Origin of the sequence: Kitasatospora sp. NPDC002551 (assembly GCF_040296005.1) — a bacterium.
Taxonomy (GTDB): domain Bacteria; phylum Actinomycetota; class Actinomycetes; order Streptomycetales; family Streptomycetaceae; genus Kitasatospora.
Window position 1 is genome coordinate 1 of record NZ_JBEOWI010000043.1, and the last position, 19,175, is coordinate 19,175.

A 19,175-nucleotide genomic window follows, 5' to 3' on the forward strand; every position below is an offset into this window, starting at 1 on the left:
GGGTCTTGTCTTGGGGGTGGGGGCCCCCCCGCCCCCCGCCCCCCCCCCCCCCCCCCCCCCCCGGGCGGGGGGGGGGGGGGCCCCCGCCCCCCCCCCCCCCCACCCCGACCCGTGACGAGGAACCCCCGTGCCGACCACCCCCAAGCCCTGCTGCACCCCCGGCCGCGACGCCGGCGGGGCCGCGCCGCTCACGCTCGCCGCCCCCACCCCCGCTCCCGCCTCGCGGGTGGCGCGGCAGCTCACCGGCCTGCCCGGCGGGCGGTTCCTGATGGGCACCGACGACCGGCAGGGCTACCCGGAGGACGGCGAAGGTCCGGTCCGCGTCGTCAAGCTGAGCCCCTTCCGGATCGCGCCGACCACGGTGACCAACGCCGCCTTCGCGACCTTCGTCAAGGCCACCGGCCACCGCACCGAGGCCGAGACCTTCGGCTTCTCCTACGTCTTCGAGGGCTTCCTGGCGCCCGAACTCGCTTCCGCCGCACCGGCGGTGGCCGCCGTGCCGTGGTGGCGGGCGGTCGCCGGGGCGTACTGGCGGGCGCCCGAGGGGCCGGGTTCCTCGGTCACCACCCGGCAGAACCACCCCGTCGTGCACGTCTCCTGGCACGACGCGCAGGCGTACTGCGCCTGGTCCGGCACCCGGCTGCCCACCGAGGCCGAGTGGGAGTACGCCGCCCGCGGCGGCCTGGAGCAGGCGCGCTACCCGTGGGGCGACGAACTCGACCCGGGGGGCCGGCACCAGTGCAACATCTGGCGGGGTGTCTTCCCCACCCTGAACACGGCGGCGGACGGCCACCGGGGAACCGCCCCGGTGACCGCCTTCCGGCCCAACGGCTTCGGGCTGTACAACACCGTCGGCAACGTCTGGGAGTGGTGCGCGGACCGGTTCAGCGCCGACTTCCACCGCACCGGCCCGCGCCGCGACCCGCTCGGCCCGCCGGACGGCGAGTCGCGGGTGATGCGCGGCGGCTCCCACATGTGCCACGCCTCGTACTGCAACCGCTACCGGGTGGCCGCGCGCAGCTCCAACACCCCGGACAGCTCGGCCGGGAACATCGGCTTCCGGGTGGCGGCCGACGCCGCCGCTTGACCTTGACACAGTGGCAAGGTCTTGACTGCGGGCCCAGGAGGAGGTGGTCCCGATGACCATGCCACACGAGGAGACGGCCGTGACGCGAGCGCTGCGCGCGCTGGAGCACACCGACCCGTCGGTCCGGCTGCAGGCCGCGCTCGCGGCCGGTACCGCGCCGGACCCGGGGTTCGTCGGCAGGCTCGTCGAGCGCAGCGCGGTCGAATCCGAGTTCTACGTGCGGGAGATGCTGACCTGGGCGCTCACCCGCCACGCGCCGTCCCTGACGGTCCCGGCGCTCGTCGGCGAGGTCCGCTCGGAGCAGGCCCAGGCGCGCAGCCAGGCCCTGCACACGCTGTCCAAGATCGGGGACCGGCGGGCCTGGCCGGCGATCACGCCGGCGCTGCTGGCCGACGCCGACGACGAGGTGGCCCGGACCGCCTGGCGGGCGGCGGTCGTCCTCGCGCCCAAGGGCGAGAGGCCCGCGCTGGCCGTAGAGTTGACGGGACAACTCGGTCGCGGCGACCGCGGGACGCAGCTGAGCCTCAGCCGGGCGCTGATCGCCCTCGGGGAGGCGGCGCTGCCGGCCCTGGAAGCCGCCGCCACCGCTCCCGACCCCCGGGTGCGCACGCACGCGCTCGCCACGGAACGGCTGCGGCGCGACCCGGACGCCGGCTTCGGGTTCGCGATCGAGGCGGCGAAGCGCGTCGTGGCCCTGGGCGGGGCCGGCGGGGAGGGGCGGTAGGCCGTGTTGATCGGTGAGGTCGCGCGACGGTCCGGGGTCAGTTCCCGCATGCTCCGGCACTACGAGTCGCTCGGCCTGGTGCGGCCGACCGGACGGACCGGCGCCGGCTACCGGGAGTACGCCGAGGAGGACGTCCGGCGGATCTTCCACATCGAGAGCCTGCGGTCCCTGGGGCTGTCGCTGCGCGACGTCGGGCGGGCGCTCGACGACCCCGGCTTCGCACCGGCCGGACTCGTCGACGAGCTGATCCGCGAGACGCGCGAGCGCATCGCGGTGGAGACGGAACTGCTCACGCGGCTGCGCCGGATCGGTGCCGCGGAGCCCGCGGGCTGGGACGACGTCCTGCGGACCGTCGCGCTGCTCCAGGCGCTGGGGTCGAAGAGCGCCGGGGCGCGCCACCGCGCGGCCCTGTCCGTGACCGACGACGCCCGGGCGCCGGTGGAGGCGCTGGTCGAGGCCGTGCTGGGCGAGGCGGACCCCAACGTCGCCGGAGCGCTCCGCTGGGCGCTGGCGCAGGCGGGCGAGGAGGCGGCGCCCCTGCTGGCGAAGGGGCTCGGCTCGCCCTCGGCGGAGGTGCGCGCGCGTGCCGCCCGGGCCCTCGCCGAGCTGCCCGGCGCCGCCGCGACCGCCCTGTTGCGCGACGCCCTCGGCGACCCCGACCCGGTGGTCCGCGGCCACGCGGCGCCGGCGCTCGGCGCGCGGGGCGTGGCCGAGGCGGTCCCGGTGCTGGTCGACATGATCGTCGAGGGAGTGCGGGACGTCGACGCGGCGGACGCCCTGGGCGCCCTGGCGGGTGATCCGGAGTCCGCCGACCGGATCGCCGCCTCCCTCGTCGACCGGCTCCTCCCGGGGCGGCTGGAGGCGCCGTCCCGCCGCCGGCTGGCCCAGGCCCTGGTGGACGTCCCGGGCGCCACGGCGACCGCCGCCCTCGCCGGCCTGTGCCACGACGCCGACCGCCCCGTCGCCCTCACCGCCGGCTACGCCCTGCGCCGGCGCCGGCCGTGACGCCGCGGGGCCGCGGGGCCGGAACGGGACGGGCCCCGTACGCGCTGCGCACGGGGCCCGAGCGGAGGGTCAGTGGCTGCCGCGGAGGTTGAGGACGACGACGCCGACGACGATCAGGGCTATGCCGAACCACTGCAGCCGTCCCAGCGACTCGCCGAAGGCGGCGACGCCGATGCCGGCCACGGCCGCCGTGCCGGCGCCGGACCAGACGGCGTAGGCCACCGAGACCGGGATGTGCTTCAGGGCGCGGCCGAGCAGGACGAAGGAGAGGACGTAGCCGATGGCCACGCCCACGCTCGGCCAGAGCCTGCTGAAGCCCTCGGTCAGCTTGAGGCAGCTGGTGGCGCAGACTTCGCTGATGATCGCCAGGGCGAGGAGTACGTAGGGCATGGGGGATCAAACCCCGGGCGCGGCGGTGAGCTTCCCGAGCAGGGCCAGGTCCGCGTGCTCCAGGCTGTCCAGCAGGGTGACCCGGGAGCCGTCCGGGATCGGGACGTCGCTGGAGGGGACGGCGAGCACCGCGCAGCCGGCGGCGGTGGCGGAGGCCACGCCGGTCGGGGTGTCCTCGACGGCCACACAGCTGGCCGGGTCCAGGCCGAGGCGGGCGGCGGCGGCCAGGTAGGGGTCCGGGGCGGGCTTGGTGCGGGGGGTGTCCTCGGCGGCCAGCGTGACGGCGAACCAGTCGCGGCCCAGGGTGGACAGCACCAGGTCGACGACCCGGCGGGGGGAGGCGGAGACCAGCGCGGTGGGCACCCGGGCGTCCCGGAGCGAGGCGAGCAGCGCGAGGGCGCCCGGCCGCGGGACGGTCTCGGCCGCCACCTTGCCGGCGAAGGAGTCGCCCAGGCGGGTGGCGAGTTCGGCCTCGGTCAGCGAGGTGCCGCTGACCCGGTGGAGGTGGGCGGCGGTGTGCTCGATCGCCTGGCCGAGCACCTCGGGCGCGTCGGCGTCGGTGAGGGAGTGGTGCAGCTCGTCGGCGAGCTCGGTGGCGGCCTGCCACCAGAGCTGCTCGGTGTCGACGAGGGTGCCGTCCATGTCGAAGAGGACGGCGGCGGGTGGGGGAGTGTGAGGCATGGCGGTACCTTCGGAGCGGTTCAACAGAGCGGATCAGACCGTACGACGGTCGACCAGCACGGGCCGCTCCGGGAGGGTCAGGGCGGCGCGCGAGCCGATCGGCAGGGCGGCGGCGGCCTCGGTGGGCAGGTCGGCCTTGACCTCGGTGCCGTCGTTCAGCCGGACGGTGAGGCGGGTGACCGCGCCCAGGAAGGACGCGGAGACCACCAGGGCCGCCCCGTGCTCCCCGGGGGTCAGCCGGACGTTCTCCGGGCGGACCAGGACGTGCAGGTCGCCGTCGGCGGGCACGGCGCCGTCCGCGGCGTGGCGGCGGCCGAGGACCTCGACGCCGTCGCCGGAGCGCTCGCAGGGGATGCGGCTCATGGTGCCGACGAACTCGGCGACGAAGGCGGTGGCCGGCCTGGCGTACAGCTCGGAGGGGGCGGCGCACTGCTCCAGGCGGCCGGCGCGCAGCACGGCGACCCGGTCGGCCATCGACAGCGCCTCCTCCTGGTCGTGGGTGACGAACAGGGTGGTGATCCCCAGCTCCTGCTGGAGGCGGCGGATCTCCTCGCGCAGCGACAGCCGCACCTTGGCGTCCAGCGCGGACAGCGGCTCGTCGAGCAGCAGCACCCGCGGCTGCAGGGCGAGCGCGCGGGCGAGCGCGATGCGCTGCTGCTGGCCGCCGGACATCTGGTGCGGGTAGCGGCCGGCGTGCTGCGGCAGGCCGACCAGCTCCAGCAGCTCCTGGGCCCGCTTGAGGCGCTCGGCCTTGCCGGTGCCGCGCATCCGCAGGCCGAAGGCGACGTTGTCGGCGGCGGTCAGGTGCGGGAAGAGGCTGTACGACTGGAACACCATGCCGGCGTCGCGCTTGTGGGCGGGGATCGCGGTGATGTCCTGGCCGTCGACCAGGACCTGGCCCGAGTCGTGCTGCTCGAAGCCGGCCAGGATGCGCAGCGCGGTGGTCTTGCCGCAGCCGGAGGGGCCGAGCAGGGCGAGCAGCTCGCCGGGGTGGACGGTGAGGTCGAGGCCGTCGAGCGCGGTGGTGGCGCCGAACGCGCGGCGCAGCGAGCGGAACTCGACGGTCGCGCTGCCGGGGGCGAGGGGGACGCCGGTGACGGGGGCGGTGGCCGTGGTCATGATGGGTGGCTCCGGGGGTTCAGGAGGTGGCGGTCTTGGTGCGGCGCTCGCGGCCGACGGTGGCCAGCAGGAGCAGCAGCAGCCAGGTGAGCAGCAGGCTCAGGATGGAGACCGCGACCGACATGTGGGCCTGGCTGTTGCCGACCGAGTAGATCCAGACCGGGAAGGGCTGGAAGCCGAGGATCGAGGCGGCGGTGAACTCGCCGAGGACCAGGGCCAGGGTGAGGAAGGAGGCGTTCAGCAGGGCGCCGCGCAGGTTGGGCAGGACGACGGTGAACACCGCGCGCGGCCAGCTCGCGCCGCAGTTGCGGGCGGCCTCGACCAGGGTGCGCACGTCCACCGAGCGCAGGCCGGCGTCCAGGGCGCGGTAGGCGAGCGGCAGGGCCATCAGCACGTAGGCGATGACCAGCACCAGCGGGAAGTCCGGGTCCTGGACGAACACGAAGGTCTGGAAGAGCGGCGTGTCCATCAGGTGGTCCGGGCCCCAGCGGAGCACGCCGATCAGGCCGGCGGTCAGGGCGACCGGCGGGACGACCAGCGGCAGGGTGCAGAGCACGTCGATGACCGGGCGCAGCTTCGGCGCGCCGAGCCGGACGGCGATCAGCGCCGGGACGAGCAGGAGCAGCAGCACCAGGACGGTGACCACGGCGAGGCCCAGGGTCAGCCAGAGGCTGTCCAGGAAGCCGGGGGCGGAGAGCAGTCCGGTGTAGGCCTCGAAGGAGACGCCCCTCGGGTCGTCGACGGAGAACCAGGCGGAGGCCGCGAGCGGGACGACGAAGTAGACGCCGGCGAGCAGCAGGACGGCGCCGCGCCACCAGCGCACCTTGGGCCGGCGGGAGGCCGTGCGGGCGGGGGTGGTCAGCTGAGCCATCGGGCGCTCCGGCGCTGGAGGGGGAGGTACACGGCCATCACCAGGACGGCCACGACGATCATGTTGAGGCTGAGGGCGAGGGCGAGGTTGCCCTGGCCGACCAGCACGTTGCCGGAGAGCGCGTCCGCGATCGAGCGGCTGACCAGCGGGACGGTCGCGCCGACCATCGCGGCGGCGGTGGCGTAGGCGGCGAAGGCGCTGCCGAAGAGCAGCACGAAGCCGCCGAGCAGGGAGGGCAGCAGGATCGGCAGGGCGACGTGGCGCCAGTACTGGACGGTGGTGGCGCGGTTGTTCTGCGCCGCCTCGCGCCACTGGGTGCGCAGGCCGTCCAGGGCCGGGGTGATGGTGAGCACCATCAGCGGGATGAGGAAGTACAGGTAGACGACGGTCAGGCCGGTGAACGAGTACAGCGACCAGCCGTGGTCGGTGAGGTGCAGCAGCTTGGTGATCTCGCCGGCGTTGCCGAGCGTGGCGACGAACGCGAAGGCGAGCGGCAGGCCGCCGAAGTTGGCGAGCACGCCGGAGGCGGTGAGCACCGCCTGGCGCAGCCAGCCGTGCCGGGAGGTGACGACCGCCTGGGCGAGCGGCAGGCCGATCAGGGTGGCGAGCAGCGCGGTCAGCGCGGAGAGCTTGAGGCTGCTCAGCATGGCCGTCAGGTAGGCGCCCTGGACGGAGGCCGTCAGGTTGTCGAAGGTGAACTGCCCGGCACCGCTCTCGGCGTCGCTGGAGGTGGTGAACGCGCCGATCACGATGGCGACGGTGGGCAGTCCGAAGCCGATCAGGAAGAACAGCAGCAGGGGGACGGTGGCGAGCCAGGAGCCGCCGCCGAGGCGGGCGAGCGGGCGCCGCCGGGGGGTGGGGGTGGTGGTCGTGGCGGTGGCGGACGCCCCCGCGCCGCCACCGGGGACGGTGGCGGCGGGGGTGGTCGGCACCGGGGTGGGAGCCGTGGTCATGAGTGCTTCTTCAGCCCGTTCGATGAGTGCCGACGGTCGGTCAGCCCGCGATGGCCTTGGTCCAGTTCTCGGTGACGACCTTCTTGGCCGCGTTGATCTGGTCCACGGTCGGGAAGGTGGTGAACGGCTTCTCGACGGCCGGCAGCTTGGCGGCGGCGGCGGCGTCCAGGGTGCCGTCCTTCTTCAGCGCCTCGAAGGTGGAGGGGGTGGCGTAGCCGCCGAGGAAGAGGTTCTGGCCCTCGGCGCTGAACAGGTACTCCTGCCACAGGCGGGCGGCCGCCGGGTGCGGGGCCCACTTGTTGATGCCCTGGTTGTAGAACTGGGCGTAGGAGCCGTCGACCGGGATGGAGACCTTCCAGTCGACGCCCTTCTCCTTGAACTCGTCGGTGTAGCCGGCGTTCAGGTAGGACCAGTCGATCGAGATCGGGGTCTCGCCCTTCTCGATGGTGGCCGGGGTGGACTCGACCGGGTTGAAGTTGCCGGACTGCTTCAGCTTGCCGAAGAAGTCGATGCCGGGCTGGACGTTGTCCAGCGAGCCGCCGTTGGCGAGCGCGGCCGCGTAGACGCCGCCGAAGGCGGAGCCGGACTTGGTCGGGTTGCCGTTGAGGGCGACCTGACCCTTGTACTCGGGCTTCAGCAGGTCGGCGAAGGTCTTCGGGCAGTTGGCGATCCGCTTGGCGTCGCAGCCGATCGAGATGTAGCCGCCGTAGTCGTTGACGGCGGCGCCGTTGGCGTCCTTCATGGTGTCCGGCACCTTGTCGAAGGTCGCCACCTTGTAGGGGGCGAGGATGCCGTCCTTGACCGCCTGGAGGGCGAAGGCGCTGCCCAGGTCGACCACGTCGGGGGCGCGGTCCTGGCCCTTGCGGGAGTTGATCGCGTTGATCTCGTCCTGGCTGGAGCCGTCCGGGTTCTCCTCCTCGACCTCGATGCCGTACTTGGCCTTGAACGAGTCGATGATCTTGCCGTAGTTCGCCCAGTCCCGGGGCAGCGTGATGACGTGCAGCTTGCCCTCCTTCTTGGCGGCGGCGACCAGGCCGTCCATGCCGCCGAAGTCGGCGGCGGAGGTGGCCTCCTTGGCGTCCTTGGCGCCGGCCTTGGCGGCGTCGCCGGACTTGGCGCTCGACCCGGCGGAGCCGCAGGCGGTGAGCGAGAGCGCGGCGGCGGTCAGGACGGCCGCGAAGGCGGCGGCGCGGGCACGGTGCACGGTCACGGGGAAGTCTCCTGTTAAGGGGGCGTACTGCGAGGGGGCGTTCGCGGGGGGTTCCGCGGGCCTGCGTCTCGCGAAGGGCGGCGGGCCGGCCGGGTGAGCGGCCGATCGACGTCGTCCGAGTTGACTAGCCAACTTCGCTGACGGGGGTAAGTACGCCGGAGCGCGGTGACGGGAAGGTGAACGGATGGCCCAGAACCGGGGTCGGCTGCGGGAACGGTCGAATCAGGTCGCCGGCGGACCATCCGACGGGTGCGATGCTTCGGGAGCGCAGCGGGATAAGGTCGGGCTGTCCGGCGCCGTACGGGCTGCGCAGGACACCGCCCAGGAGGGACATTGACTGACGTGGCACTGGAGTCGGGGCGCCCGGAGACCGGCCCGGCCCGCCCGGCCGGCGCTGCCGGAGCCGAGCGCGGATCCGGTTCGCTCTACCGCAAGGTCGCCTCCGACCTGCGGGAGGCGATCACCACCGGGGCGTTCGGCGAGGCCGGACGGCTGCCCGCCGAGGGCGCGCTCGCCGAGCAGTACGGCGTCTCGCGCGGCACCGTCCGCCAGGCGCTCGCCGTGCTGCGCTCGGACGGCCTGGTCACCTCCCGCCGGGGCACCCGCCGGGTGGTGCTCGGCACGGCCCGGGTGCAGAGCTTCTCCGAACTGCTCAGCTTCACGCACTGGGCGTACTCGATGGGCGAGGAGCCCGGCGGCATACTCGACTCGCTGGTGCGCCGCCCGGCCGACGCCGCCGAGCGCGAGCAGTTGCGGCTCGAACCGGGGTCCGAGGTCTACGTCACGGTGCGGCTGCGCACCCTCTCCGGCACGCCGGTGATGGTCGAGCGGACCATCTACCCGCCCCGGGTCGGCGAGATCGTCGCCGAACTGCCGCCGGACGTCGTCTCGCACACCGAAGTCCTGCGCGAGCACGGGATCCTGTTCACCGACGCCGACCACACGATCGACATCGTCGCCGCCAACGGGGACGACGCCCGGCTGCTCGGCTGCCGGCGCGGCGGGCCGCTGCTGCGCGAGCGGCGCCGGACGACGGATCCGACCGGGACGCCGGTGGAGTGGTCCCAGGACCGTTACCTGCCCGGCACGGTGGCGTTCAGCGTGCACAACTCGCTGGCCACCTCGGCGCTTTCGCGGCACGCCCGGGAGGGCGACTGACGGCTGCGGCGGGGGCGGCCCGGTACGCCGGGCCGCCCCGTGCCCCATCGGTGACGGGCCGTCAGTTCATCAGCGAGGCCAGCAGCGGCCGGAAGTGGGCGAAGTCCGGCGTCGCGGCCCCGGCCTCCTTCGCCTGCTCGTCCCAGCGGCGCACCGCCACCGCGTCCTCGGCGCCCGGGTGGGCGGCGAAGGCGGCGGCGTCCTGATCGGACATCGGCCCGCCCTGCACCCGCAGGGTGTACTCGGAGGCCTCGGACAGCCGCGCCCGGTAGTCCGGTTCGACCGCGCACAGGTAGCGCTTGGCCGCCACGTGCAGCCGGACCGGCCCGGTGACCTCCGGGCCGAACCAGCGGGCCAGCCGGTCGGCCCCGGTGTCGCTGTGCCGGTTGTCCCGACCCCGCATCAGATCGCCTCCGTGCAGCGCTTCCTGGCCGTGCTCGTCGAAGAAGTGGCCGACGTCGTGCAGCAGCGCCGCCGCGACCAGGTGCGGGGCCGCCCCGGCCGCCTCGGCCAGCGCGCCGGCCTGCAGCATGTGCTCGGCCATGGTGACCGCCTCGCCCAGGTACTCCCCGGCGCCCTCGCCCGCGAACAGCGCCTCCAGCTCGTCGAGTGCGGCCACCCGGCGGTCCAGCACGGCCAGGGCGGAGGCGAGCGAGTCCACGTCCGCGTAGCAGCCCTGGAGGTGGCGGCGGCCGTCCTGGGCGAAGGCCGTCCGGGCGTGCATCAGCCGGGTGTTGTCGAAGATCAGGCAGTCGCCCGGGTCGAGCCGGAACTCCAGCCGGAGCTCCGGGCGCAGGGTGATCGCGGCGAACGCGCGGTACGCGGCGTAGAACGCCTCCAGCTCCGCCGCCGGGCCGCGCAGGGTGGCGATCGAGCGGTTGTTGAACCGGACCTCGCGGATCCGGCCCAGCGGGTCCACCTCGATCAGCGGCCGGTCGGCGCGCAGGTCGGTGGCGCGGTCGCGGAAGACGAACGGCACGGGCGTGCGGGTCAGCACCGCGAAGTGCCCCGGCGCCTCCGCGCGCAGCTGCGCCGCGGCCCGGAAGCCGTCCACCAGGCCGGAGTCCCCGCCGGTCGCCGAGTTCTCCAGGCAGTGCAGCAGTTGCAGGGTGGGAACCGGGTCCCGGTACGGGTTGTCGGTGTGCGGGGCGATCGCGGCGCTGGTGAACGCGAGGTTGTTCGGGTCCGGCTCGACCCGGACGTCGAACAGCTCGCCGTAGTTGGTGACCCGCACGTACCCGAAGGTCTCGGCGACCTCCAGCACCTGCCGCTCGCGCACCGGCACGTCGCGCAGCACGGCGAAGCCCGAGCGGCGGACGGCGGCGAGCACGGCGGCCCGCTCGGCCGGGTCGGCCAGGTAGGCCGGCCACCGCGCCTCCGGGAGGCCGCGCGCGAAGTCCGCGGCGACCCAGAGCCGCATGTCCGCCTCCGTCCGCCCGTCACCGTCCGCCTCCCGCGCCAGCCAGTCGCCGGGGTAGCGCGAGCGGTGCCCGTCCGACCACAGCACCTCCAGGTGCCCGTCCAGCTCCGCCTGCGCGGCGATCGCGAGGTCGTCCGGCAGATCGGTGATCTGGAACAGCTTCTGCCCGTTGCGCGGGTCGCGGCACTCGGCGCAGGGGCAGTTGTCGCGCAGCCAGTACGGCGGCAGCTCGGTGGTCATGGGTGTTCTCCTCGGCGGCCCGGCGGGCAAAGTTGTATAGCCAACTTCTTTCCGTGGAGCCTGCCGGGGGCGGGTGAGCACCGGGTGCCGGGGGAGTGAACGGTTCGGGAACAGTGCCGGCGGGCGGCCACCGGAAACGCGAACCGCCCCGCCCGCTGCGGCGGACGGGGCGGACGGGCGACGTGCCGGTCAGGCGGTGAGCGCCGTCTCCCAGGCCTGGGTGGCGGCGGTGAGGGCGGGGGCCGGGCCGGCGGTGGTGGCGGTGGCGAGGGCGGTGAGGGTGGCGCGGACGGTGCCGAGGGTCGCCGCGGGGCCGTAGTGGTTGACCCGGAGCATCTCGGTGGCCAGGGCGCCGCCGCCGGCCTGGACCGGGAGGGACGGGTCGAGGCGGCGCAGCTCGGCGGCGAGGGCGGTGGCGTCCAGGCCGGCCGGCGTGCGCAGCGTGGTGGCCACCGGCGCGGCGTGGGCGTCCTCCGGGACGAACGGGGCGAGCGTGCCGAGCGCCCGGACGCCCGCGCGGGTGGCGGCCGCGGCCGCCCGGTGGCGGGCGATGACGGCGGGCAGGCCGTCGGCCGCGATCCGGTCCAGGCAGGCGCCGAGCGCGAGCATCTCCAGCTGCGCTGGGGCGTGCGGCAGGACGGTGCGCCCGGCGTCCGTCCAGCGCTCCTTCCAGTCCAGCAGCGAGAGGTAGGAGCGGCGCGGGGCGGCCGGGTTGGCGGTGATCCGCTCCCAGGCCCGCGCGGAGACCGAGACGGCCGAGACGCCGGCCGGGCCGCCCATCGCCTTCTGCCCGCCGATCACGCACAGGTCCACGCCCCAGGCGTCGGTCAGCAGCGGCTCGGCGGCCACCGAGGCGACCGCGTCCACCATCAGCAGCGCGCCGTGCTCGCGCACCACGGCGGCGATCCCGGCGACCGGGTTGGTGTTGCCGGTGGCGGCCTCGGCGTGCACCAGCGAGACGAAGTCGATGGCCGGCTCGGCGGCCAGGGCCTCGGCGACCTGCTCGGCGCTCACCGCGCTGTCGAAGGGCACGGCGAGGTCGACGACCTTCGCGCCGCAGTCGCGCAGCCAGTTGCCGAAGGTCTGGCCGTACGGGCCGGTGACGATGTTGAGCGCGGTCGAGCCCGGGTGCGCGGCGCCGCGGATGGCGGCCTCCAGCGGCAGCAGCGCCTCGCCCTGGGTGACGATGACGTCGGCGGTGGTGTGCAGCAGCGCGGCGACCTGGTCCTCGATCGCCGCGAAGTCGGCGGCGGTGAGCGGGGGCAGGTCGAGGAAGGGGCTCACGGTTGCGGGGCCTTTCGGGGAGGGGACGACGGGCCGGCGGGAACGAGTCTGCCCCATGTTCGCTGCTTACACGGAACGGCGCCGTCGGTAGAGTGCGGCCATGAGCGATGGCGCGGTGCTGCACGTCCGGGGTCGGGTGCTGGTCGGTCCCGAGGACGTCCGGGACGAACTCTGGGTGGTGGACGGCCGGGTGACCTTCTCCCGTCCGGCCGCGGTCGGCGCCGGCTCGGCCGACGTCCGGACGGTGGAGGGCTGGGTGCTGCCCGGCCTGGTGGACGCCCACTGTCACGTCGGCCTGGACGCGCACGGCGCCGTCGACGCCGCCACCAGCGAGAAGCAGGCGCTCACCGACCGCGACGCCGGCACCCTGCTGATCCGCGACGCCGGATCCGCCGCCGACACCCGCTGGATCGACGACCGCGAGGACCTGCCCCGGATCGTCCGGGCCGGCCGGCACATCGCCCGCACCCGCCGCTACATCCGCAACTACGCGCACGAGATCGAGCCCGGCGACCTCGCCGCCTACGTGCGCGCCGAGGCCCGGCGCGGCGACGGCTGGGTCAAGCTGGTCGGCGACTGGATCGACCGCGAGCGCGGCGACCTGGCCGCCTGCTGGCCGGGTGACGCGCTCGCCGAGGCGATCGCGGCGGCGCACGAGGAGGGCGCCCGGGTGACCGCGCACTGCTTCGCCGCCGAGTCGCTGCCGGACCTGCTGGCCGCCGGGATCGACTGCGTCGAGCACGCCACCGGCCTGACCGAGGAGCTGATCCCGGTCTTCGCCGAGCGCGGGGTCGCGATCGTGCCGACCCTCGTCAACATCGCCACCTTCCCGGAGCTGGCGGCGGGCGGCGAGGGCAGGTTCCCGGCCTGGGCCGCCCACATGCGGCGCCTGCACGAGCGCCGCTACGACACGGTCGGCGCCGCGCACGACGCGGGCATCCCCGTCTACGTCGGCACGGACGCGGGCGGCTCGCTGGCCCACGGGCTGGTGGCGCAGGAGGTCGCCGAGCTGGTGAAGGCCGGGCTCACCCCCGCCGAGGCGCTGTCGGCGGCCAGTTGGGGCGCGCGCGCCTGGCTGGGGCGCCCCGGCCTGGAGGAGGGCGCGCCGGCGGACTTCGTGGTGTACGCGCACGACCCGCGAGCCGACGTGCGGGTGCTGGCCGATCCGCGGCTGGTGGTGCTGCGCGGGCGCCCGGTGGCGTGAGGCGCGCGGGCCGCCCTCCGGTGTGATCGTCTCGGTGACCGGACTGTCGGTGTAGGCCGATAGGGTTACGCCCATGGCACCGCGTCCACTGAACGAGATCGTCGAGCCCGGGTGGGCCACCGCGCTGGAGCCGGTGGCCGGGCGGGTCGCCGCGATGGGCGACTTCCTCCGCGCCGAGCTGGCCGCCGGCCGCACCTATCTGCCGTCCGGCCCGAACGTGCTGCGCGCCTTCCAGCAGCCGTTCGCCGACGTGCGGGTGCTGATCGTCGGCCAGGACCCCTATCCGACGCCCGGCCACGCCGTCGGCCTCAGCTTCTCGGTGGGGGCCGACGTCCGGCCGATCCCGGCCAGTCTGATCAACATCTTCCAGGAGTACGGCAGCGACCTCGGGCTGCCGCAGCCGTCCAGCGGCGACCTCACCCCGTGGACGCGGCAGGGCGTGCTGCTGCTGAACCGCGCGCTGACCACCGCCCCGCGCAAGCCCGCCGCGCACCGCGGCAAGGGCTGGGAGGAGGTCACCGAGCAGGCGATCCGCGCCCTGACGGCGCGCGGCGGCCCGCTGGTGGCGATCCTCTGGGGCCGTGACGCGCGCAATCTGCGGCCGCTGCTGGGCGAGATCCCCGCGATCGAGTCGGCGCACCCGAGCCCGTACTCGGCGAGCGGCGGCTTCTTCGGCTCGCGCCCGTTCAGCCGGGCCAACGAGCTGCTGGTGCGGCAGGGCGCGCAGCCGGTGGACTGGCGGCTGCCGTAACGCTGCCGCCGCAGGCCGTAGCAGGTCGGCGTCAGCCTCGGATGCCAACCTCACCCCAACGAGTGAAATAACGTTCTGTGTTACTCATGTGACGGATCGTTTGAGAAGACTGGCGGCTCATCCATTCAGCCGTGGGGGTACCGCCATGTCTTCTCGACGAACCGTTTCCGCAGCCACCGCCGTCCTGGCCTGCGCCGTTCTCACCGCGCCGCCGGCCTGGGCCGCCGAGCCCGCTCCTACCGCCGCGCCCACCGCCTCCCCGGCCGGATCGCCGGGCAAGGCGCGTGCCGTCACCGCCGAACTCGACCTGGACGTCCGGCTGTTGGACAACGCCGTGAGCGTCCCGGTCGACGTCGCGCTCAACAAGGTCGAGTCCCCGGCCCAGCGCGAGGGCACCGTCCTCACCGCCACGGTGGCCGGCGTCGACCAGTCCGGCCCGGTCACCCTGGTGAAGGCGGACGTCGGCAAGTCGGTCACCAGGGTGGACGCCACGGGCGCCACCGCCTCCGTCACGCTCGCCGACGCCGACGTGCACGCCCCCGGCCTGCCCGCGACCACCCTGCTCGGCCTGGAGGCGCTCAGCGCCACCGCCACCTGCCCGGTCGACGGGCAGCCCACCGCCGACGTGGTCGCGCCCGCCCGGCTCACCGTCCTCGGCAAGCCGGTCACCCTCGGCCTGTACGGGCCGACCAGGGTGGACGTACCGCTGGTCGGCAGCGTGTCGGTCGAGTTCTCCAAGAAGACCACCACCTCGACGACGGCCGCCGCCTCCGCCCTGGAGGTCCAGGTGGCGGTGGACCCGCTCAACCTCAACGTCGCCAAGGTCACCGGCACCGTCACGGTCGCCTCGGTGAGCTGCGAGAAGCCCGTGCCGGCCGCTCCGGCGGCCACCGCGACACCCTCCACCACCCCCGCGGCCGCCGTCACCCCGACCCCGGCCGCCCAGCCCGTCGCGGACACCACCCCGTCCGCGACTCCCGCCGCGGCGACGGCCGGCGCCACCGCCACCTCCACCGCCACCTCCACCGGCCGGAAGACCGCGTCCCCCGCGTCGCCCGGCGCCTCCGCCCCCACCGCCGCGCCGGACACGCTCGCCTCCACCGGCGGCAACGACGCCACCGGCCCGCTCGCCGCCGGGGCCGCCGCGCTGGTCGCCGCAGGCGCCTGCGCCCTCTGGGCCACCCGCCGCCGCCGGGCCGCCGCCCCGGCCCACGCCCGCCGGCACTGACCCCGGGCCGTCGGGCCCGGCCCCCTGCCCAAGCCCCCGGCCCCGGCCCTACCGGCTCCGGCCCACCGGCCCCGGCTCCCCACGGGTGCGGGGGTGCCACCCGCGGCACTCCCGCACCGTGACCGTGCCAATGCGGACGGTTGGTTCACATGCGCGTTACACAAGAGGAACAACCGGGAAACGGCGGCTTGCAACGCTACGCGGGCACCCCACCACTCAGTTTGCGAGGTACACCGCCGTGGCAATCAAGGCCGAGTACATCTGGATCGACGGCACCAAGCCGACCGCCAAGCTCCGCTCCAAGACTCGTGTCCTGCCGAACGCGGACAAGATCCCCACCTGGGGCTTCGACGGTTCCTCGACCAGCCAGGCCGAGGGCCACGCCTCGGACCGCGTGCTGGACCCGGTGCGGGTCGTGCCGGACCCGATCCGCGGCGGCGACAACATCCTCGTCCTCTGCGAGGTCAACGAGACCGACGGTACCCCGCACGAGTCCAACACCCGTGCCCTGCTGCGCGGCGTCGCCGAGCAGTACGCGGCGCAGGAGTCGATCTTCGGCATCGAGCAGGAGTACACCTTCTTCAAGGGCTCCCGCCCGCTCGGCTTCCCCGAGGGCGGCTACCCGGCCCCGCAGGGCGGCTACTACTGCGGCGTCGGCGCCGAGGAGGTCTTCGGCCGCGAGATCGTCGAGCTGCACCTCGACCGCTGCATCGCGGCCGGCCTGGCCATCTGCGGCATCAACGCCGAGGTCATGCCCGGCCAGTGGGAGTTCCAGATCGGCCCGGTCGACGCCCTGACCGTCTCCGACGACATGTGGATCGCCCGCTACCTGCTCTACCGCACCGCCGAGGAGTTCGGCATCGACGCCACCCTCGACCCGAAGCCCGTCCGCGGCGACTGGAACGGCGCCGGCGCGCACACCAACTTCTCCACCAGGGCGATGCGCGAGAACTACGACGCGATCATCACCGCCTGCGAGTCGCTCGGCACCTCCCAGGAGAAGGTCCTGGAGCACGTCACCCAGTACGGCGCCGACATCGAGTCCCGCCTGACCGGCAAGCACGAGACCGCCCCGTGGAACGTCTACTCCTACGGCGTCTCCGACCGCGGCGCCTCGGTCCGCATCCCGTGGCAGGTCGAGGTGGAGCAGAAGGGCTACATCGAGGACCGCCGCCCGAACGCCAACGTCGACCCCTACGTCGTCACCCGCCTGCTGATCAACACCTGCTGCGCCGCCCTGGAGAAGGCCGGCCTGGTCTGATCCCGGTCCGCCGGAAGCAGCACCCCGCACGCCCGCAGGGCCTCCCCACCTCACCGGGGAGGCCCTGCGGGCGTTTCCGGCGTGGCCGGGGGAGGCTCTCTTGATCGGTGCCGGGCGGGAGCGGATAATTCCGTTCATGACTGCCTCCACGTGCCTCGTGCGTCGCCTGCACGTGGATCTGGCGCGCGTGTGTGCGGACGCCTGTCGCCGGTGAGTGGCCGATTTCCCTCCCTTCAGGCTGTTCCCGACACCGGAGTGTGTGCTCATGACGTTGACGTTCCACTGGTTCCTGCCCACGAACGGTGACAGCCGGCAGGTGGTCGGCGGGGGGCACGGGTCGACACCCGGCACGGCCGGGGGCGACCGGCCGCCGTCGGTGGGGTACCTGGGGCAGATCGCCCGCACGGCCGAGCAGTTGGGGTTCGAGGGGGCGCTGACGCCGACCGGGGCGTGGTGCGAGGACGCCTGGCTGACGACGGCGATGCTCACCCAGGTGACCGAGCGGCTCAAGTTCCTGGTGGCGTTCCGGCCCGGGCAGATCGCGCCGACGCTGGCGGCGCAGATGGCGGCGACCTACCAGCGGCACTCCGGCGGGCGGCTGTTGCTGAACGTGGTGACCGGCGGGGAGTCGGCGGAGCAGCGCGCGTACGGGGACTTCCTGGACAAGGACGCGCGCTACGCCCGCACCGGGGAGTTCCTGTCGATCGTGCGGCGGCTCTGGGCGGGGGAGACCGTGGACCACGACGGCCCGCATCTGCGCGTCGAGCGCGCGGTGGTGAACCGGCTGCCGGAGCCGGCGCCGCCGGTGTACTTCGGCGGGTCGTCCCCGGCGGCGGGCGAGGTCGCGGCGCGGTACGCGGACGTGTACCTCACCTGGGGCGAACCGCCCTCGCAGGTGCGGGAGAAGATCACCTGGATCCGTGAACTCGCGGCGCGGCAGGGGCGGGTGGTGCGGTTCGGGATCCGGCTGCACGTGATCACCCGGGACACCTCGGCGCAGGCGTGGGCGGAGACGGAGCGGCTGCTGGCGGCGATGGACCCCCAGCGCGTCCGGGAGACCCAGCGGGCGCTGGCCCGCAGCGAGTCGGTGGGGCAGCGCCGGATGCTCGCGCTGCACGGCGGCTCGGCGGAGCGGCTGGAGGTGTACCCCGGGCTGTGGGCGGGCGTCGGGCTGCTGCGCGGCGGGGCCGGGACGGCGCTGGTGGGCAGCCACCGGGAGGTGGCCGACCTGGTCACCGAGTACCACGAGCTGGGCATCGACGAGTTCGTGCTCAGCGGGATGCCGCACCTGGAGGAGGCGTACTGGTTCGGCGAGGGCGTGCTGCCGGTGCTGGCCGCCCGCGGCCTGTGGCGCCGGCCGGAGCGGTAGGGAGCATCCGGCCGGCGGGGGAGGGGCCTTCGGGGGAGGGGCGGGCCGGGCTACTGCTCGCCCAGCACCATCCACTGCTCGGGCTTTGCGACCGCCTGGAAGCCCACCTTCGCGTAGACGCCGTGGGCGTCGGCGGTGGCGAGCAGGACGCGGCGCAGGCCGTGCTCGGCGAGCCGGTCGCGGACGGCGGCGGCCAGCGCGGTGCCCAGTCCCCGGCCGCGGGCGGCCGGGGCGATGTAGACGTCGCACAGCCAGGCGAAGGTCGCGTGGTCGGTGACCACCCGGGCGTAGCCGACCTGGCCGCCGGAATCCCGCGCGTAGAGACCGAAGTTGAGCGATCCGGCGATCGCGCGGTCCTGCTTCTCGCGGCTGCGGCCGAGCGCCCAGTAGGCGTCCTGGGACAGCCACTGGTGGATCAGCGCGGCGTCGAGGCGCGCGGGGTCGGTGGAGATCTCGTAGCCGTCCGGCAGGTCACTGGTCATGGCCGGATCCAAGCAGAGGGGCAGGCTGTGTCACCAGCGGTTTGTCTCAGTGGACGGGCACGGCGTCCTCCGGCAGGTTGTGCCAGTTGGTGACGATCGGCCGGTCGACGTTGGTGCGGCCGACCGGCAGGCTGACCGGGTCGGGGTCGGGGTTGCCGATGCCCACGATGACGTCGGTGAACTCGACGGCCTGGTTGTCCTTGGTGGTCTTCGCCATGACGCCCGCGTAGGCGGTGTCCGAGCCGCTGAGCCTGATCGGCAGGCCGACACCCTGCTCGGCCTTGGACGCCTCGATGCCGCGCGAGCCGAAGGCGATGACCGGGGGCCGGGGCGGGAGCGTGCAGGTGACGCCCGGCTTGGCCTTGGCGGCGATCAGGATGTAGCCGCCCGCCTGGGACTCCGTCCTGGCGGTGAGCACGAGGTCCTTGGCGCCGCAGGTGCCCGCGGGCGCGGTGGAGGCCGGCCCGGAGGCCGGCGCGGCGGAGGGCTTGGCGGCGGCGGAGGGCGTCGCGGCCGTGGACGGCGCGTTGGTGGCGGTGGCCGGGGCGGTGGCCGGGGCGGTGGTCACGGCGGGGCTCGACGCGGGGGCGGCGGTGTCGCTGTTCTCCGGCCCGCACGCGGTGGCGGTGACGGCGAGCGCCGCGACGGCGGCGGCGGTGAGAGCGAGACGGCGCGAGCGCATGCGGTTTCCCCCAGAGTCGTGGGGGGGGGGGGGGGGGGGCGGGAGGCCCCGGCGCG

Annotated in this window: 19 protein-coding genes; 9 read left to right on the forward strand and 10 right to left on the reverse strand. The window is 74.6% G+C overall.

What is annotated here, in order from left to right; genetic code table 11:
* Positions 1–127 precede the first annotated feature (127 nt).
* The 3 genes from ABT093_RS29290 to ABT093_RS29300 are packed head-to-tail and all read left to right on the forward strand — an operon-like array spanning position 128 to position 2,816.
* Positions 128–1,087 carry a formylglycine-generating enzyme family protein gene (locus tag ABT093_RS29290; RefSeq protein ID WP_350569560.1) on the forward strand — a complete coding sequence of 320 codons (960 nt, stop codon included), beginning with the start codon at positions 128–130 and terminating at the stop codon, positions 1,085–1,087.
* A gap of 52 nt (positions 1,088–1,139) precedes the next feature.
* Entirely contained in the window at positions 1,140–1,811 is a 672-nt protein-coding gene (locus tag ABT093_RS29295; protein ID WP_350569561.1) for a HEAT repeat domain-containing protein, read from the forward strand.
* A gap of 3 nt (positions 1,812–1,814) precedes the next feature.
* A complete protein-coding gene (locus ABT093_RS29300) occupies positions 1,815–2,816 on the forward strand; it encodes a HEAT repeat domain-containing protein (protein WP_350569562.1) in 1,002 nt (333 codons plus the stop codon).
* A gap of 69 nt (positions 2,817–2,885) precedes the next feature.
* Here ABT093_RS29300 and ABT093_RS29305 read toward each other — a convergent pair whose 3' ends face one another.
* Genes ABT093_RS29305 through ABT093_RS29330 form a run of 6 tightly spaced genes read right to left on the reverse strand, consistent with a single transcriptional unit; the run spans position 2,886 to position 8,040 of the window.
* Positions 2,886–3,206, reverse strand: coding sequence for a DMT family transporter (locus ABT093_RS29305; protein WP_350569563.1), 321 nt, complete (start codon positions 3,204–3,206; stop codon positions 2,886–2,888).
* 6 nt (positions 3,207–3,212) lie between these two features.
* Positions 3,213–3,887 carry an HAD family hydrolase gene (locus ABT093_RS29310; protein ID WP_350569565.1) on the reverse strand — a complete coding sequence of 225 codons (675 nt, stop codon included), beginning with the start codon at positions 3,885–3,887 and terminating at the stop codon, positions 3,213–3,215.
* A 33-nt stretch (positions 3,888–3,920) separates the two neighbouring features.
* A complete protein-coding gene (locus tag ABT093_RS29315) occupies positions 3,921–5,006 on the reverse strand; it encodes an ABC transporter ATP-binding protein (RefSeq protein ID WP_350569566.1) in 1,086 nt (361 codons plus the stop codon).
* Between the two features lie 19 nt (positions 5,007–5,025).
* Positions 5,026–5,877, reverse strand: a complete 852-nt coding sequence (locus ABT093_RS29320; protein WP_350569567.1) for an ABC transporter permease — start codon at positions 5,875–5,877, stop codon at positions 5,026–5,028.
* A complete protein-coding gene (locus ABT093_RS29325) occupies positions 5,865–6,830 on the reverse strand; it encodes an ABC transporter permease (RefSeq protein WP_350569569.1) in 966 nt (321 codons plus the stop codon). Before ABT093_RS29325 ends, ABT093_RS29320 begins: the two co-directional genes overlap by 13 nt.
* A 40-nt stretch (positions 6,831–6,870) precedes the next feature.
* A complete protein-coding gene (locus tag ABT093_RS29330; protein ID WP_350569570.1) occupies positions 6,871–8,040 on the reverse strand; it encodes an ABC transporter substrate-binding protein in 1,170 nt (389 codons plus the stop codon).
* A gap of 342 nt (positions 8,041–8,382) precedes the next feature.
* Between ABT093_RS29330 and ABT093_RS29335 the strand changes: the two genes are divergently transcribed.
* A complete protein-coding gene (locus ABT093_RS29335) occupies positions 8,383–9,198 on the forward strand; it encodes a GntR family transcriptional regulator (RefSeq protein ID WP_350569685.1) in 816 nt (271 codons plus the stop codon).
* 61 nt (positions 9,199–9,259) lie between these two features.
* Here ABT093_RS29335 and tmpA read toward each other — a convergent pair whose 3' ends face one another.
* Both tmpA and ABT093_RS29345 read right to left on the reverse strand, forming a co-directional pair.
* Complete coding sequence (gene tmpA / locus ABT093_RS29340; RefSeq protein WP_350569571.1) at positions 9,260–10,858, reverse strand: 2-trimethylaminoethylphosphonate dioxygenase; 1,599 nt, start codon at positions 10,856–10,858, stop codon at positions 9,260–9,262.
* A 189-nt stretch (positions 10,859–11,047) separates the two neighbouring features.
* The gene (locus ABT093_RS29345; RefSeq protein ID WP_502884342.1) at positions 11,048–12,199 is read right to left on the reverse strand and encodes a pyridoxal-phosphate-dependent aminotransferase family protein; all 1,152 of its coding nucleotides are present in this window, start codon (positions 12,197–12,199) and stop codon (positions 11,048–11,050) included.
* A gap of 43 nt (positions 12,200–12,242) precedes the next feature.
* Between ABT093_RS29345 and ABT093_RS29350 the strand changes: the two genes are divergently transcribed.
* The 5 genes from ABT093_RS29350 to ABT093_RS29370 all read left to right on the forward strand — a co-directional run bounded on the left by ABT093_RS29350 (position 12,243) and on the right by ABT093_RS29370 (position 17,955).
* Positions 12,243–13,346: an amidohydrolase family protein gene (locus tag ABT093_RS29350; RefSeq protein WP_350569573.1), complete on the forward strand. Its 1,104-nt coding sequence runs from the start codon at positions 12,243–12,245 to the stop codon at positions 13,344–13,346.
* A gap of 73 nt (positions 13,347–13,419) precedes the next feature.
* Positions 13,420–14,097 (forward strand): uracil-DNA glycosylase, encoded by a 678-nt coding sequence (locus ABT093_RS29355; RefSeq protein WP_350569575.1) that lies wholly within the window; start codon positions 13,420–13,422, stop codon positions 14,095–14,097.
* A gap of 145 nt (positions 14,098–14,242) precedes the next feature.
* On the forward strand, positions 14,243–15,325 hold the full coding sequence (locus ABT093_RS29360; protein ID WP_350569577.1) for an LAETG motif-containing sortase-dependent surface protein: 1,083 nt from the start codon (positions 14,243–14,245) through the stop codon (positions 15,323–15,325).
* A 238-nt stretch (positions 15,326–15,563) separates the two neighbouring features.
* A complete protein-coding gene (glnII, locus tag ABT093_RS29365) occupies positions 15,564–16,586 on the forward strand; it encodes a glutamine synthetase (protein ID WP_350569580.1) in 1,023 nt (340 codons plus the stop codon).
* 265 nt (positions 16,587–16,851) lie between these two features.
* Positions 16,852–17,955, forward strand: coding sequence for an LLM class flavin-dependent oxidoreductase (locus tag ABT093_RS29370; protein ID WP_350569582.1), 1,104 nt, complete (start codon positions 16,852–16,854; stop codon positions 17,953–17,955).
* 50 nt (positions 17,956–18,005) lie between these two features.
* Here the strand turns inward: ABT093_RS29370 and ABT093_RS29375 are convergent, their stop codons facing one another.
* Positions 18,006–18,449: a GNAT family N-acetyltransferase gene (locus tag ABT093_RS29375; protein WP_350569584.1), complete on the reverse strand. Its 444-nt coding sequence runs from the start codon at positions 18,447–18,449 to the stop codon at positions 18,006–18,008.
* A 34-nt stretch (positions 18,450–18,483) separates the two neighbouring features.
* Positions 18,484–19,119, reverse strand: coding sequence for a DUF4232 domain-containing protein (locus tag ABT093_RS29380; protein ID WP_350569586.1), 636 nt, complete (start codon positions 19,117–19,119; stop codon positions 18,484–18,486).
* Positions 19,120–19,175 lie beyond the last annotated feature (56 nt).

Excerpts from the sequence above, each read along its gene's own strand:
- ABT093_RS29295 (WP_350569561.1), top strand. The coding sequence starts at position 1,140 with ATGACCATGCCACACGAGGAGACGGCCGTGACGCGAGCGCTGCGCGCG.
- ABT093_RS29305 (WP_350569563.1), bottom strand. The coding sequence starts at position 3,206 with ATGCCCTACGTACTCCTCGCCCTGGCGATCATCAGCGAAGTCTGCGCC.
- ABT093_RS29310 (WP_350569565.1), bottom strand. The coding sequence starts at position 3,887 with ATGCCTCACACTCCCCCACCCGCCGCCGTCCTCTTCGACATGGACGGC.
- ABT093_RS29315 (WP_350569566.1), bottom strand. The coding sequence starts at position 5,006 with ATGACCACGGCCACCGCCCCCGTCACCGGCGTCCCCCTCGCCCCCGGC.
- ABT093_RS29320 (WP_350569567.1), bottom strand. The coding sequence starts at position 5,877 with ATGGCTCAGCTGACCACCCCCGCCCGCACGGCCTCCCGCCGGCCCAAG.
- ABT093_RS29325 (WP_350569569.1), bottom strand. The coding sequence starts at position 6,830 with ATGACCACGGCTCCCACCCCGGTGCCGACCACCCCCGCCGCCACCGTC.
- tmpA (WP_350569571.1), bottom strand. The coding sequence starts at position 10,858 with ATGACCACCGAGCTGCCGCCGTACTGGCTGCGCGACAACTGCCCCTGC.
- ABT093_RS29345 (WP_502884342.1), bottom strand. The coding sequence starts at position 12,199 with ATGGGGCAGACTCGTTCCCGCCGGCCCGTCGTCCCCTCCCCGAAAGGC.
- ABT093_RS29350 (WP_350569573.1), top strand. The coding sequence starts at position 12,243 with ATGAGCGATGGCGCGGTGCTGCACGTCCGGGGTCGGGTGCTGGTCGGT.
- ABT093_RS29355 (WP_350569575.1), top strand. The coding sequence starts at position 13,420 with ATGGCACCGCGTCCACTGAACGAGATCGTCGAGCCCGGGTGGGCCACC.
- ABT093_RS29360 (WP_350569577.1), top strand. The coding sequence starts at position 14,243 with ATGTCTTCTCGACGAACCGTTTCCGCAGCCACCGCCGTCCTGGCCTGC.
- ABT093_RS29370 (WP_350569582.1), top strand. The coding sequence starts at position 16,852 with ATGACGTTGACGTTCCACTGGTTCCTGCCCACGAACGGTGACAGCCGG.
- ABT093_RS29380 (WP_350569586.1), bottom strand. The coding sequence starts at position 19,119 with ATGCGCTCGCGCCGTCTCGCTCTCACCGCCGCCGCCGTCGCGGCGCTC.